This window comes from Sandaracinomonas limnophila (assembly GCF_004005965.1).
GTDB classification, from domain to species: domain Bacteria; phylum Bacteroidota; class Bacteroidia; order Cytophagales; family Spirosomataceae; genus Sandaracinomonas; species Sandaracinomonas limnophila.
This window is the reverse complement of record NZ_SACY01000001.1, coordinates 330,544-344,773: the sequence shown is the minus strand read 5'-3', so window position 1 is coordinate 344,773 and position 14,230 is coordinate 330,544. Positions and strand designations below refer to the sequence as shown.

12 protein-coding genes are annotated in these 14,230 nt (G+C 29.0%); 7 read left to right on the top strand and 5 right to left on the bottom strand.

The features are described from left to right. Positions 1 to 3: 3 nt before the first annotated feature. From EOJ36_RS01515 to EOJ36_RS01500, 4 genes are read right to left on the bottom strand one after another with little or no spacing between them, the layout of a single operon-like run. A complete protein-coding gene (locus EOJ36_RS01515) occupies positions 4 to 885 on the bottom strand; it encodes a cell division protein FtsX (RefSeq protein ID WP_127802253.1) in 882 nt (293 codons plus the stop codon). Then, positions 882 to 1,445, bottom strand: a complete 564-nt coding sequence (locus tag EOJ36_RS01510; RefSeq protein WP_127802252.1) for a bifunctional nuclease family protein — start codon at positions 1,443 to 1,445, stop codon at positions 882 to 884. The genes EOJ36_RS01515 and EOJ36_RS01510 overlap by 4 nt, the downstream gene beginning before the upstream one ends. Positions 1,446 to 1,490: 45 nt before the next feature. Further along, entirely contained in the window at positions 1,491 to 2,411 is a 921-nt protein-coding gene (locus tag EOJ36_RS01505; RefSeq protein ID WP_127802251.1) for an electron transfer flavoprotein subunit alpha/FixB family protein, read from the bottom strand. A gap of 3 nt (positions 2,412 to 2,414) precedes the next feature. Beyond that, positions 2,415 to 3,149 carry an electron transfer flavoprotein subunit beta/FixA family protein gene (locus tag EOJ36_RS01500; RefSeq protein WP_127802250.1) on the bottom strand — a complete coding sequence of 245 codons (735 nt, stop codon included), beginning with the start codon at positions 3,147 to 3,149 and terminating at the stop codon, positions 2,415 to 2,417. A 44-nt stretch (positions 3,150 to 3,193) separates the two neighbouring features. Between EOJ36_RS01500 and EOJ36_RS01495 the strand changes: the two genes are divergently transcribed. Beyond that, complete coding sequence (locus tag EOJ36_RS01495; protein WP_127802249.1) at positions 3,194 to 3,517, top strand: tetratricopeptide repeat protein; 324 nt, start codon at positions 3,194 to 3,196, stop codon at positions 3,515 to 3,517. Here the strand turns inward: EOJ36_RS01495 and EOJ36_RS01490 are convergent. After that, positions 3,514 to 5,400 carry a DNA topoisomerase IV subunit B gene (locus EOJ36_RS01490; RefSeq protein WP_127802248.1) on the bottom strand — a complete coding sequence of 629 codons (1,887 nt, stop codon included), beginning with the start codon at positions 5,398 to 5,400 and terminating at the stop codon, positions 3,514 to 3,516. The genes EOJ36_RS01495 and EOJ36_RS01490 overlap by 4 nt on opposite strands. Before the next feature lie 31 nt (positions 5,401 to 5,431). Between EOJ36_RS01490 and EOJ36_RS01485 the strand changes: the two genes are divergently transcribed. From EOJ36_RS01485 to EOJ36_RS01460, 6 genes are read left to right on the top strand one after another with little or no spacing between them, the layout of a single operon-like run. Further along, the gene (locus EOJ36_RS01485; RefSeq protein ID WP_127802247.1) at positions 5,432 to 8,026 is read left to right on the top strand and encodes a polysaccharide biosynthesis/export family protein; all 2,595 of its coding nucleotides are present in this window, start codon (positions 5,432 to 5,434) and stop codon (positions 8,024 to 8,026) included. A gap of 4 nt (positions 8,027 to 8,030) precedes the next feature. Further along, positions 8,031 to 9,071, top strand: coding sequence for a hypothetical protein (locus tag EOJ36_RS01480; RefSeq protein WP_127802246.1), 1,041 nt, complete (start codon positions 8,031 to 8,033; stop codon positions 9,069 to 9,071). Further along, positions 9,064 to 9,864 (top strand): ABC transporter permease, encoded by an 801-nt coding sequence (locus tag EOJ36_RS01475; RefSeq protein ID WP_127802245.1) that lies wholly within the window; start codon positions 9,064 to 9,066, stop codon positions 9,862 to 9,864. Before EOJ36_RS01480 ends, EOJ36_RS01475 begins: the two co-directional genes overlap by 8 nt. Position 9,865: 1 nt before the next feature. After that, the gene (locus tag EOJ36_RS01470) at positions 9,866 to 11,077 is read left to right on the top strand and encodes an ABC transporter ATP-binding protein (protein ID WP_127802244.1); all 1,212 of its coding nucleotides are present in this window, start codon (positions 9,866 to 9,868) and stop codon (positions 11,075 to 11,077) included. Then, positions 11,070 to 12,146, top strand: coding sequence for a DegT/DnrJ/EryC1/StrS family aminotransferase (locus EOJ36_RS01465; RefSeq protein ID WP_127802243.1), 1,077 nt, complete (start codon positions 11,070 to 11,072; stop codon positions 12,144 to 12,146). Before EOJ36_RS01470 ends, EOJ36_RS01465 begins: the two co-directional genes overlap by 8 nt. Beyond that, a complete protein-coding gene (locus EOJ36_RS01460) occupies positions 12,146 to 14,170 on the top strand; it encodes a glycosyltransferase family 39 protein (protein WP_127802242.1) in 2,025 nt (674 codons plus the stop codon). The genes EOJ36_RS01465 and EOJ36_RS01460 overlap by 1 nt, the downstream gene beginning before the upstream one ends. The last annotated feature ends 60 nt before the right edge of the window (positions 14,171 to 14,230 follow it).

The window sequence follows — 14,230 nt, the reverse complement described above, 5'->3', positions numbered from 1 at the left end:
GGATTAAAACAAATTTGTTCTTTGAATGGATAAGTACTTATTAATTGAAAATATTGTAGAAACAAATGAAAAAATAAACAAAATCACAAAACTTAATCCCAATACGATTAATAAATTTTGATTTGAAAAAATGAAGGCATTGATTTCAGGAATATTATTACCTAAATAAAAATAAAAACCGTTTAAAACTATAATTCCAATTATTGAACTAAGAAACACATTTTTAAGATTTTCTAGCAAATATGGTTTTCGAATATAAGAATCAGTAGAACCAAGCAATTGCATAGATTTAATCAATACTCTATTGGAATGTATGACCAAACGTATATAATTTGAAATTTGAAAATAAGTAATTAAAATAATCACTAAAGCTAATGCAAATAAAATAACAGAAATCGTTTTTGTTTTCTGTATAAGTAAATGTAAAAAAGAAGAAGGGTAGGTTACTTCATATATTCCATTTATACTTCTTAGTAAATTTGCAATAGAATCAACTTTAATCGAACTCTTGTAACTGTTTGAAATATCAATAGTTAGCAAATTTTTAAAAGGATTTTCCTCTCCCAATAAATTTTGATAATCCTCATGACTTGAAGCAAGAAAATCTCTTGCAATTTGATCTTTAGAAGTTAAAACGATTGAGTTTTGTTTTTCCTTATCAACAAATCGCAATTGTTGCAATTGGTTTTTTAAACTATCTACTTGCTGTAAAGAAAGTGAATCATCCACATACACATAAAGCTTTATCTCTTTCTTAAGTTCATTGGTAAATTGCCCTAATCCAAAAATAATTTGGATAAAGATAGAAAGAACAATATATAATACGCTCAAAGAAAAAATCAACAAAATGCTTGTTGACAATGGTTTAGACTTTGAATATTTCATTTATTTTTAAATTTTTCTATTTGATCTCTTAAATTAGCCGCTACTTCATAATCTTCTTTATCAATTGCACTTTGAAGCTGTTTTTCCAAATCTACCAAATTAAGAGGTTTCTCTATTTCATCAATAGATTCCTCTAAAAGATTGTCTTCCATTGGAATACATATTTCTTTTAATAACTGCTCTTTGATGTAAATTTTTGAATTAGCTTGTATAGCAAGCGCGATGGAATCTGAGGGTCTTGCATCTAATTCAATATTTTTAAATTCGCCTTTTAAACTTAAATTTGAATAAAAAATTCCTTGCTTAAAATCAACAATCTCAACCTTATCAATTTGAAGTTCAGCTTCTTCCAGAATTTTATAAATTAATTGATGGGTAAGAGGTCTAACTACCTCTAAACCTTCTAACAAAATAGAAATTACCTGGGCTTCTAATTGACCAATGATTATTGGAAATACATATTGGTCAATTTCATTACACTTCATTAAAAGAATGTATGAATTTGAACCTAAGTCACTAGGCGATAATGAGACGACCGATAAAGACAGTTGTTTTTCCAATACTAACTAAAAATACAAATTTACTAATTTTTAGCTAATATTTGGCTAATTAAGATTATTTAACAAGCTAGGAATTACTTTAAATAAATCTTCGGTTATATAATAATCGGCATTTTTATGAAAGGGGGCCTCTGGGTCATTATTAATTACTACAATTATTTCAGAACCATTTACTCCAGCTAAATGTTGAATTGCCCCTGATATTCCACAGGCAATATATAATTTAGGAGAAATTTTAATGCCTGTTTGGCCAACATGTTCATGATGCGGTCTCCAATTAATATCTGAGACAGGTTTTGAACATGCTAAGCCGGCATTTAATTTTTTAGCTAAGTCTTCTATAATTCCCCAATTTTCTGGAGCTTTCATACCTCTTCCTGCTCCAACAACAACCTTGGCATCTTTTAATGAAATACCCGAATTACTTTTTTGCAAATCTAAAATTTTCACCTGAGCAGGTTTATTGTCAATTTCAACCCAATTTGATATTTGAACTTCTTTAAAATCACTAATAGCAAAATTGGAACTGAAATTTGAAACAATTCCTAGAATATTGGGTTTATCCTGAAGAACCGAATAAGTTGTTTTTGCCTTTCCAGAAAATATTTGAACAGTATATTGTTCATTGGATACTGAATCTACATTCATTCGTATCTCAGTATCAAAAATTTCTGCTAAAAGGGAAGCCAATTGGGTACATCTTTTAGTAGCTTCAAAATAGATAAAATTGCTTTCGTCTGTAAAATTTTGTTTTACCAATTCAAAGTCAAAGAAATCAAATGAATTATTTGATTTTTTTACACCTGAAATTGTTAAATTTTCGATGAAAGGAATATTGTATATAACGTTATTCTCACAAATCACTAATAAGTGAATTGAATCTGCTTTGATTGTGCTGAGTAAATTTATAATAGAATCAGAAATTCTACTATTTTTAGGCTCACAAATAATTAGTTGATGATTCATATTCTATTTATTTATTTGGTTAATAACATTTACTAAATCATTTATAGAATCCATTTCAATTTTTTTCTGAAGTCTTTGTTTGCTTATTACTTGATCAGATATACTATTTGAAGATTTTACCCCTAATGGATCTAAAATTGTAAGTGGTTTAGTCCTTGCAGACATAATTCCTCTCATGGAAGGAATTTTCCATTCAGCAATTGGTTCTTGACAACCAAGGATCAGAGGTAAATTAACCTCAATTTCAGCAGTTCCTTCTTCAACCTCCACTTTTATTTGCACGCTTGAATTTCCTATTAGTTCTAATTTCATTACTGGCGTGAAATAGGGGATGTTCAATTTTAAAGCCAATAAATTAGGCATTAAACCCGAGTTCGTATCAATTGACTCTTTTCCAGTTAAAATTAAATCATACTTTTTTGTTTGTAAAAAATTATATATTTCATTGGCTACCTGCCTTGAAGATACTGCAGCAGTTTTGATCCAAAAAGCTTCATCTGCACCAATTGCAAGACATTTTCTCAAAACTTGCTCTGAAGATGCATCCTCACCAACATATATAACCGAAACATTGGCACCTACCTGCTCTTTAATTTCTACGGCCCTAGATAAAGCATATTCCTCATAAGGCCCAATAATCATTGTTAGACCGTTATAATCAATTTTGTTTGTGCTTGAATCTATTTGTAATTTTGAGGTAGTATCAGGAACGATGCCAATACAAACGAGTATATTCATATTATTTTAAATTAGTATGCAAGCATACTATTTATTTGTTAAAAATGAAAGAAAGTAACTTAAAATTTCTTCAGGAAGAGATCAAAAAAGAGCCTCAAGATCCATTTAATTATTATTTATTGGCTCTTGAGTATAAAAAAGAAAATAGGATAGAAGATGCAAATTCTGAATTCAGGAAAATTCTAAATCAATTTCCAGGATATCTACCTACTTATTTAACTTATTTAGACTTTGCGATTACTTGTAAGATAAATCAAAGCCAAGAGGAATTAGAATATATAGGACAAAAGGGAATCGACTTAGCAAAGGATTTACAAAATGAAAAAGCCCGAAGAGAACTTCAGGCCTTTTTGGATATTCATTTCTAAGCAATCATTATTTCTTCCAGATCTTTTTCAACAATTAAATTTTCAATAATAAATTTCTGGCGATCTGGTGTATTTTTGCCCATGTAATAAGTTAATAATTGAGGAATGGTAAAATCCTTTTCAAGAATTACGGGTTCTAATTTTATTTCTTCTCCAATAAAATTGCCAAATTCTTCAGGTGAAATTTCACCCAAACCTTTAAATCGAGTAATTTCTGGGCGAGGACCTAATTTCTCAATTGCATTTCTTCTTTCCTCATCAGAATAACAATAAATAGTTTCCTTTTTATTTCTTACTCTAAATAGGGGAGTTTCCAAAATGAAAATATGACCATTTCTAACTAAATCAGGGAAAAATTGTAAAAAGAAAGTTAAAATCAAAAGACGAATGTGCATCCCATCCACATCAGCGTCGGTGGCAATGACAATCTTATTATATCGAAGATTATCTAACGTATCTTCAATATCTAAGGCATGTTGTAATAAATTAAACTCTTCGTTTTCGTAAACAATCTTTTTGGTTAGGCCAAAACAATTTAAAGGCTTTCCTCTTAAACTAAAAACTGCTTGAGTTTGAACATCTCGTGCCTTGGTAATACTTCCAGAAGCAGAATCACCTTCTGTTATAAATAAAATGGAATCGTGTTTATTGTCTGCTTTTTCATCTGTTAAATGAACCCTGCAATCTCTCAATTTTTTATTATGCAAATTCGCCTTTTTAGCTCTTTCGTTGGCCAATTTTTTAATACCCGCAATATCTTTTCGTTCACGTTCAGATTGTAAAATTCTTTTTAAAAGGGCATCAGCAGTACTTGGGTTTTTATGTAAAAAATTATCAAGTTCTGTTTTTACAAAATCACCAACAAATGAACGTACAGAAGGGGATTCTGAATCTGGTGATAAATTAGTGGAGCCTAATTTTGTTTTGGTTTGTGATTCAAAAACAGGTTCTTGTACTCTTATTGCAATTGAACCGACTATACTTGCACGGACATCAGAAGGATCAAAGTCCTTTTTATAAAACTCACGTACAGTCCTTACAATTGCTTCACGGAAAGCTGCCAAATGGGTTCCTCCCTGGGTAGTATTTTGTCCATTTACAAAAGAATAATATTCTTCACCGTATTGATTATTATGAGTTATGGCCAATTCAATATCATTTCCCTTTAAATGAATAATGGGGTATCTGTTTTCTTCAGCATTCGTTTTTTTGGATAATAAATCAAGTAAACCATTTTGAGAAAAATACTTTTGGCCATTAAAATTAATGGTTAAGCCAGCATTTAAGTAAGCGTAATTCCAAAATAAACTATCTAGGAATTGGGGGATAAAATGGTAATTTTTAAAAATAGTATTATCAGGTTCGAAACAAATAAATGTACCACTTTTAGAGGTAGAATCTTCAAAATTTTTGGACTCGTTCGTCAATTCACCTTTGTTAAATTCAGCCCATTTTGTTTTACCCTCTCTATGAGATTGTACTCGAAAATAGCTTGATAAAGCATTTGTTGCTTTGGTACCAACCCCATTTAATCCAACTGATTTTTGGAAGGCCCCGGAGTCGTATTTACCACCTGTGTTAATTTTCGAAACGCAGTCAATCACCTTACCCAGAGGAATTCCTCTACCAAAATCTCGAACCTCTACTCTATGCTCTGAAATTTTAACATCAATATTTTTACCATATCCCATCATGTGTTCGTCTATGGAATTGTCCATAATTTCCTTTACCAACACATATATACCATCATCAGAAGATGATCCATCTCCAAGTTTACCAATGTACATACCTGGGCGAAGCCTGATATGTTCTTTCCAATCAAGAGAACGTATACTATCGTCGTTATAGATTGGTTCTTGATTTGTTATTTCCTCACCAGCCATTTTGTTTACTTTTTGAAAAAATTCAATTAAATTGCAATCTAATCAAAAATTCAAAAAGGTGAATCGTTTTTTTACAATCTTAAGTATATTATTTTTCACAGTTTCAGCAAAAATATATAGTCAAGTCTTACCTTATTCAATGAACAATTTATCGCCTGTAGGTAATGGCCTTAATTTAAATAATACGCTTCAAAATCCGACAAAACCAAATGTCAAACCTAGAGAATTAAGTAATAATGGAACTGGCAAACCAATTAAAGATAGTCTTACTATTAGTGGTAAAAATTATATCTCTGAAGTTAATCCAAAAGATACGCTTCAAAAATACATTTTCGGTAAATCTATTTTCACAAATAAAAACTTATATTTTGAACCAAATCTTAAAATTGCGACTCCGTCAAATTATATAGTAGGACCTGACGATGAGTTAATTGTGGATATTTATGGGTACTCTGAAGACCATTATACTTTATCTGTAAATGCAGAAGGAACGGTTAAAATTCCCAAAATAGGAAATGTACATGTAGGTGGATTAACTATACAAGAAGTAAAACGTAAAATTGTCTCAAAGCTTTCGAAAATATTTTTAGGTTTAAAATCAGAAGGAAGTGGAGCAAGTGCAACCAACTTGTATGCAAGTATTACACTTGGAAATATTCGTCAAATTAATGTTTTAGTACAAGGTGAAGTGGAGAATCCAGGAATTTACACTGTTCCATCCTTAGCTAAGGCAATGAATCTATTGTATTTAGCAGGTGGTCCTACTACCCAAGGAACCTTTAGAAAGATAGAACTTATACGAAATAATAAAGTAATTGGTACAATTGATTTATACGATTATTTATTAGGAGGGATATTAAAAAATGATTTCACGTTAGAAGATAGAGATATTTTAAAAGTTGGATTGTATCAAAATAGAATAAATATTATTGGAAAAATAAAACGTCCAATGCTATATGAATTTGTTGAAAACGAAACCTTAGAGAAGGCAATCAATCTATTTGGTGGTGGATTTTCAGAAGATGCTTACACTGCAAATGTTAAAATCACTCGTTTTACTAATAAAGAAAGAAAAGTTTTAGATGTTAATACAGAATTATCCGGAAGTTTTTTATTAAAAGCTGGTGATCAAATTTCCATAGAGGGGATTACTGAAAATCGATATGAAAATCGATTAAATATATTTGGTGAAGTTTGGAGACCAGGATACTATTCGCTAGAAAATTGTCCAACATTACTTTCGTTAATTAGTAAATCTGGTGGTTTCAAAGAAAATGCATTTACTTCTAGAATTTTAATAAAGCGCTTAAAAAATGACAACACCTTTGAAAACCTTGCAGTTAATTACAATGATTTATTGTCAAAAAAATCTGAAGATATTAATTTAAAAAGGGAAGATGAGATTTTTGTATCTGGAATTGACAATTTAAAGGAGAATTTTACTGTAACAATTCATGGGGAAATTAATACAAAAATTGAATCTAAAAATAAGTCAGATAAAACTTCAAAGAGCATAAGTTCAAAGCTTCAAACTGCATCAGAAAAAATTGATGAAAATAAATTTGAAGAAAATAATAAAAATGGTGAAAATAATTTAAATACTGAAAATGAAATTAATTCGAATTTAATTTCTGAAGAATCAAATAATAAATTGTTAGAGCGTCAAAATAAATTAACCATACCGTTCATTAATAATATGACGGTTGAAGATTTAATTTTGAAGGCTGGAGGTCTACGAGAATCAGCGAATTTAGGAATTGTTGAAATCGTAAGAAGAAATAAGAGTTTTACTGAAGATAATTTAATTCAGAATAAAATTGGAGAAATTTTCAAATTTTCAATTAATAAGGATTTAAATCTTGATCAAAATGCATCAAAGTTCAAACTAGAGCCCTTTGATGAAGTATTTATTAGGTCTTCTTCTACCTATCAAATTCAACAATTTGTAACGGTAAAAGGAGAGATAAAATATCCAGGTGTTTATGGTCTTGAAATTAAAGATGAAAAAATAAGTTCATTAATTACTCGAGCTGGCAATCCAACATTAATTGCAAATTTAGAAGGAGCGAGTTTATTGCGAAAAAGGAAAAAGTCTGACTTTGAAAGAAGTTTGAGAGAAGATCAACTAAATAACCTTAACAATTCTTCAAGTCAGATTAAATCAAACGATAAAAACAATTCCATTGAATTTGAAAAAATTGGAATTGATTTAAATAATTTATTGAAAAATCCGGGGGGGGTGGATGATTTAACAGTTGAAGATGGAGATGTAATAGATATTCCTATTTTAAAACAAACTGTAAAAATTAGTGGAGAAGTAATACATCCGACAACGGTTGCCTATAAAAGTAATTTTAATTTTAAAGATTATATAAATCATTCTGGAGGTTTTACTCAAAAATCTGCTAGAAAACGTGCTTATGTTATTTATGCAAATGGCAACATTGACAGAGCAAGAAGTTTTTTAATTTTTAAATCATATCCTAAAATAAAGCCTGGTTCCGAAATTATTATACCAACTATGACAAAAAATGCACAGCAAGTTGCAAGCATGGTGAATATTTATACGGGTACAATAACAAGTCTAATTAGTTTATATTTATTAGTACAAGCAACTACAAAATAAATTTATGAAATTACCAGAAGACCAATTCTCTGTTAAGTTTTATGTGGCAAGATTTTTGTTAATCATACCATATTTCAAAAAGAATTACATTGCATTACTTACTGGAGCAATTATTGGTGGAATAGTGGGAGGAATAGTTGAATATTTTAAATTCAAAGAAACTAAATATTCAGCTGAAATATATTTCACAATTGATGCACCTGGAGGAAATGATGGGGGAGGATTATCCTCTTTACTTGGTCTTGCAAATAACGGTGAGTCGTCTAATATATTTTCAAATGGAAACTTTGAAGAATTGGTTAAATTGCCTGTGGTATATAAAAAAGCTCTTTTACTACCTATAAATAATTTTGGAAAAAAAGAATTATTTATAAATTATTTAATTAAAAACCATACAAGCATTTGGTATTTCGAAAATATAAAAGGTAAATATTTCCCTCAAAAAGCAAATATAGATAGTCTTACTGATGAGCAAAAATCAACTTTAAGTTTTGCAGCTAGTTATTTTATGGAAATTACAAGCTTTAAAAAAGAAAGTGATTTATCTTCCTTCCGAAAAGTAAAGGTAATTACTCCAAATGATACTTTATCATATTTATGGGCAAATAATGTTTTAAATTCATTAACTGACATATACATTAAAAATAAAACTAAAAAGTCAGCTGAATTAGTTTCAATATTAGGTAAACGAGTAGATAGTCTGAGAAATGCATTATACTACACACAAGGAAAGTTAGCAAAATTTGCAGATCAAAATCAACAAATTGTTTTTCAAAGTGCTAAAATAACTGCTGATAGACTTCAACTAAATTCAAGCCAATTACAAGGTTTATATAATGAGGCAATTAGAAATTACGATAATTATAAATTTAGCTTAGCTAAGGAAACACCTCTCGTCAATATTATTTCTAAATCAGATTTACCAACCTACACCAATCCTTATAGATGGGGATTTTTGACTGTATTTGGAACATTAGTAGGTGCATTATCAGTAATTGTTCTTCTATATTTTGTAAGAGTTTATAAGGAGTTTTTAAATGATTAACATAGTTTCCTATTTTAAAGAATTAGTTCAGGAATTTAATTTAATTTCCATCTTTATCCAAAGAGATTTAAAGGTAAAATACAGTCAAACTTTATTAGGGATACTTTGGGCTATAATTCGCCCTATGGCTACATTAATTATTTTCATTTTTATGTTTAAAAAAATAGCTAACATAAATGAAATAAATGGTGTACCTGTACAATTAATTATTTTATCAGGTATTATTTTTTGGAATTATTTTGCAAATGGATTTAATAATGTTGCAATTAGTATTTTAGCAAATACTAATTTGGTAACAAAGGTTTATTTTCCAAGAATCATTTTAGGTATCGCATCGCTTGCTGTTCCGTTTATTGACTTTATATTAGGCTTGATAATATATATTATAATAAGTATATATTTTGGATTTCCCATTGGCTTTTTATTTTTAGGGATCCCAATAATATTGCTTTTTTTAAGTTTAATGAGTCTTGGATTAGGTTTATTTTTTGCTTCAAATTCAATAAAATACAGAGATTTGCAGCATGTTAGCCCTTTGATTGTTCAATATGGTTTTTTCCTAACTCCAGTTGTATATTCGATTCAATCGGTAAAATTTGAAGATTACATATCTTATTTTTATGCTTTAAATCCCTTGGTAGGAATCATTGAATTAGGTAGATATTTTTTAATTCCTAATTATACCATACACTTCAATTTAATTTTAATTTCATTAATAGTCACGTTATTTTTATTTATTATTGGAGTGATTATTTTTATAAAAAAAGAAAAAACCTTAGTTGACCATATTTAAGATGATTTTACAAGTTGAAAATATTTCTAAAAAATATTTGGTCAATACACAAGAAACCAAATCAATTTTAAACTTATTCAATAATTCAGGTAAAAAAGAATTTTGGGCACTTAATGATGTTAGTTTTCAGATTAATCAAGGAGATCGTTTAGGCGTTATTGGAAATAATGGTGCTGGTAAATCTACTTTATTAAAAATATTAAGTAGAATTTCAAATCCAACCTCAGGAAATGTCACTATAAAAGGTAAAGTTGCCTCTTTATTAGAGGTTGGCACAGGGTTTCATCCAGAATTAACAGGAAGAGAAAACATTTATTTAAATGGTGCAATTCTTGGGATGAAAAAGCATGAAATTGATTCAAATTTTGAAGAAATTATTGATTTTGCTGGAGAACAAATTAAAAATTTCCTTGACACACCTGTTAAGAGATACAGTTCGGGTATGTATGTTCGCTTGGGGTTTGCAATTGCCGCTCATTTAAATCCAGATATTCTGATTGTCGATGAGGTTTTAGCAGTGGGTGATATTGATTTTCAAAAGAAATCTTTAGGTAAAATGCAGGAAGTTTCTAAAAAGGATAGAACCATCTTATTTGTGAGTCACAATATTACTGCTGTAAGTAACCTATGCAATAAAACCCTTTATCTTGAAAGAGGTAAAACAAAAGCCTTTGGTGAAACTGGAAATATTCTAAATAATTATCTGGCTGAGCACCAAAAAAATATTTTAATTCAAGAATATACAACTATTAATGAAGCTCCAGGTAATGATGCTATTAGGCTTAAATATTGTAAATTAGAGCCTAAATTGTTTGAGGATCAAGAATTTCTGGATATTAGAAATAGTTTTACACTAACCTTTGAGTTTTGGAATCAGTTAAAAAATACCACCTTAAATTTAAGTTTGCATTTATATTCAGCAACAGGTGAATGTATTTTAAATATCGCAACCGAGCCTAAATTAATGAATGATGGGATCATAACAGGTAATTTAGAATTTCCTGGGAATTATTTAAATGATGGAAATTATATGATCTCATTAATGGTTGTAAAGGATCAATCAATAGTACTACACAACTTTGAAAATTTAATTACCTTTGATATAGCCGATTTCAGAGAAAACGCTGTATGGTTTGGAAAATGGCCAGGATATGTTCGTCCAAATTTTCCTTTTAACTTTCGACAAACCACAAATTTGAGATTAGATGCTTAATGTAACCAAAACATTTTTACCCGAAATTTCTGAATATATAAGTTATTTAGAAAAAATTTGGCATAATGGACAAGTTACGAATGAAGGACCTTTAGTAAAGGAACTAGAAAAAAAATTAATTGAATTTACAGGCGTAAAGCATGCTATCTATGTAACAAATGGTACAATAGCTTTACAATTGGCTATTAAGGCTTTAGAAATAAAGGGAAAAGTAATTACCACACCTTTTTCTTATTGTGCTACTTTAAATTCAATAATTTGGGAAGGCTGCGAACCAATTTTTGCAGATATTAATTCGAAAAGTTTAACCTGTGAGACATCTGATATTAGCTCAAAAATAGATTCCGAAACAAAGGCAATTTTAACAACTCATGTTTATGGAAATGCAGGTGATTTGGAAGCTCAAGAATTTTTGGCTAATGAGCATAATATTCCGATCATATTTGATGCGGCACATTGTTTTGGGGTAAATTATAAAGGCAAATCTATATTTAATTATGGTACGGTTAGTACTTGTAGTTTTCATGCCACAAAGGTTTTTCATACTATTGAAGGTGGGGCTATTTTTACAAATGATGATAAATTAGCTGAGAAAATTAGGCTTTTAAAAAGTTTTGGACACAAATCTGACGACTATTTTTTACCTGGAATAAATGGCAAAACTTCCGAGTTTCATGCGGCAATGGGTTTAGTAAATTTAAACCATTTCAATAAAATAGTTGAACATAGGAAATTAGTTTTTGATTGGTATCAAACTGAACTAAATAATTTACCAAATTTAAAATTGTTTAAATGGAATGATAATATTGAAAAAAATCATTCTTATTTTCCGGTACTCTTTGATACAGAATCTAATTTATTAAACGTAGTAAAAGAATTTAATCAAAAGAATATTTATCCAAGAAGATATTTTTATCCATCACTCAATTTGTTACCTTTCGTTTCAAGGCAAAATTGCAAGGTTTCTGAAAATATTTCTAAAAGAATTTTGTGTTTACCTCTTTCTTCAGAAATCACATATGAGGAGGTTTTAGAAGTTTGTACAATTTTAAAAACAAATTTAAAATAATGGGATATATTTATTTCATTCTTTTTTTATCGTTTATTCTATTAAATCTTAAAATATCTTCTAAGATCTCAACTAATAATTTTTCAGAAATTATTATTACCGGTTTTTTAATTTATTCAACTAGTTTAAGCATATCTGGTTATATTTTATCCTTTATTGGTTTATGGTATAGCCCCATCCTATGGGGTGTTTTACCCTTTTTTATTGCTTTAATAATCTATCAATTTTTTAAGAATTTTGAATTTATTGAAAATCATAAATCAACTTTCAAATTATTAGGGGGAAATATTCAAAAAATATCTGAAGAAGTTAAGGAATCATCTTTTTTTCATAAAAGATTTTTTCAGATTCTCTTTTTCTTTGTTTTTTCAGTATTCTTGTGCCTTTTAACTAGTTATTTTGTAAATCCACCCAACGAATGGGACAGTATGACGGGGCATTTGAATAGAATATTATATTTTATTCAAAATGGAAATACAAAACATTTTATAGGTACTAATTGGAATATCGATACATATCCTAAAAGCTTTCCCAATCAACAAGTTTACCCATTTCTTTTACATGAAAAGAGTGAAATTTGGTTTAAGTTTCAAAATTTTTCAAGTTATATTATTACTGGATTTGCATTTTATGGGATTTGTAAAAGATTGGGGTATACCTTTAAAACTCGATTAATTGTTTCATGTATATATTTATTGATACCTATTTCTCTTATTCAATCTACAACAACTGATTCAGATATAGTTTTAGCATGTTATTTATCAATTTTAGTCTACTATTTAATTTCATATTTTGATCAATTCGAAAAGAGGTATATTTTATTAGGCTCAATTGTGTTTTCTATTGCATTAGCACACAAGATAACATTTGTATTTTCTTTTCCTCCATTATTTATTTTGTATAGTTATTTTATTTATAAGAAAAGAAGCGAAAGGCCATTGCGCCATTTTAAGTATATTATTATTACAAATTTTATCAGCCTTCTTATTATTGTGGCTCCTTGCGGATATCTTTCCAATATGGTAAATTATGGACATCCTATTGGTCCCAAAACAGCTACCCAACATCAGTCCATTGAACGAGCAGGTGATCTAGGTAATTTGTTTAAACAGGGAAGTAGAAATACCATCAGATATACATCTGATTTATTTAATTTGGATGGATTAAGAAATATACCTGCTTTTGAAAGAATAAATAATTTATGTCAAGAACCTTTTAAATTTCTTGATCAATATTTTCATCTTGGTTTAGTATCAGAAACAAATTTCACTATTTTGCCTTTCGAATTTGGTCGAAGGGACTTATTTGCTAATGGAACCCCTATTGTTGGGATTATTTCAATAATATTTTTACTTTCCATTTTCTTGTTAATATTCTCCAAAAAAATCAATAATAGGGGTGTATTAAGTATTTTATTTTTTGCATTCATTTTACATTTCTTAGCCTTATCCTTTACTGCTGCTTATGACCCTTGGAAGGGCAGATACATGCAAAGCTCATTTATTTATTTATTGCCAATCACAGGAGTCTTATTTGAAAAAATGTTGCAGACTAAAAATAGAATATTTCAATATTCAAGTTTAGGATTTATTTTTCTAGTGGGGTTATCAGCATTTTTCACTATTTCACTACACAGAAGGGCTTTGTTATTTGATTATTATGGTCAAAAATCGATATTTAACCTAAATAGGATAGAAGCATTAACTATAAGTAGACCAGATATTACAAAATCCTATTTAAACTTTGAAAAAATTGTACCTAAAAATGCAAAGGTTGCCTTAGGAACATTAAACGATGATTATGAATATCCTCTTTGGGGAAATGAGTTTACAAGAAAATTAACGCCCATAAATCCATTTGAAAAGGGTATTCAAGCAATTCCAGAAGGCACAGATTATCTATTTTTTTCTAGTGAAGTAATAAAGCCACAAAAAGGCGATATTCTTTTAGATACAAAAAAAGTTAATTGTGATTCTTTATTAACCGTCAAAGCAGGAAATTATTACCTAAGAAAATTAAAATAGCATAATTTATTTTAATGGTTCTAGCTATGGATTATTGGTTAAAGACTCTGAAATATTACC

What these genes read in the sequence shown, in the direction of transcription:
- EOJ36_RS01460 (WP_127802242.1), top strand. Translation starts at nt 12,146, where the DNA reads ATGGGATATATTTATTTCATTCTTTTTTTATCGTTTATTCTATTAAAT.
- EOJ36_RS01505 (WP_127802251.1), bottom strand. Translation starts at nt 2,411, where the DNA reads ATGAATCATCAACTAATTATTTGTGAGCCTAAAAATAGTAGAATTTCT.
- EOJ36_RS01465 (WP_127802243.1), top strand. Translation starts at nt 11,070, where the DNA reads ATGCTTAATGTAACCAAAACATTTTTACCCGAAATTTCTGAATATATA.
- EOJ36_RS01470 (WP_127802244.1), top strand. Translation starts at nt 9,866, where the DNA reads ATGATTTTACAAGTTGAAAATATTTCTAAAAAATATTTGGTCAATACA.
- EOJ36_RS01475 (WP_127802245.1), top strand. Translation starts at nt 9,064, where the DNA reads ATGATTAACATAGTTTCCTATTTTAAAGAATTAGTTCAGGAATTTAAT.
- EOJ36_RS01495 (WP_127802249.1), top strand. Translation starts at nt 3,194, where the DNA reads ATGAAAGAAAGTAACTTAAAATTTCTTCAGGAAGAGATCAAAAAAGAG.
- EOJ36_RS01480 (WP_127802246.1), top strand. Translation starts at nt 8,031, where the DNA reads ATGAAATTACCAGAAGACCAATTCTCTGTTAAGTTTTATGTGGCAAGA.
- EOJ36_RS01515 (WP_127802253.1), bottom strand. Translation starts at nt 885, where the DNA reads ATGAAATATTCAAAGTCTAAACCATTGTCAACAAGCATTTTGTTGATT.
- EOJ36_RS01500 (WP_127802250.1), bottom strand. Translation starts at nt 3,149, where the DNA reads ATGAATATACTCGTTTGTATTGGCATCGTTCCTGATACTACCTCAAAA.
- EOJ36_RS01490 (WP_127802248.1), bottom strand. Translation starts at nt 5,400, where the DNA reads ATGGCTGGTGAGGAAATAACAAATCAAGAACCAATCTATAACGACGAT.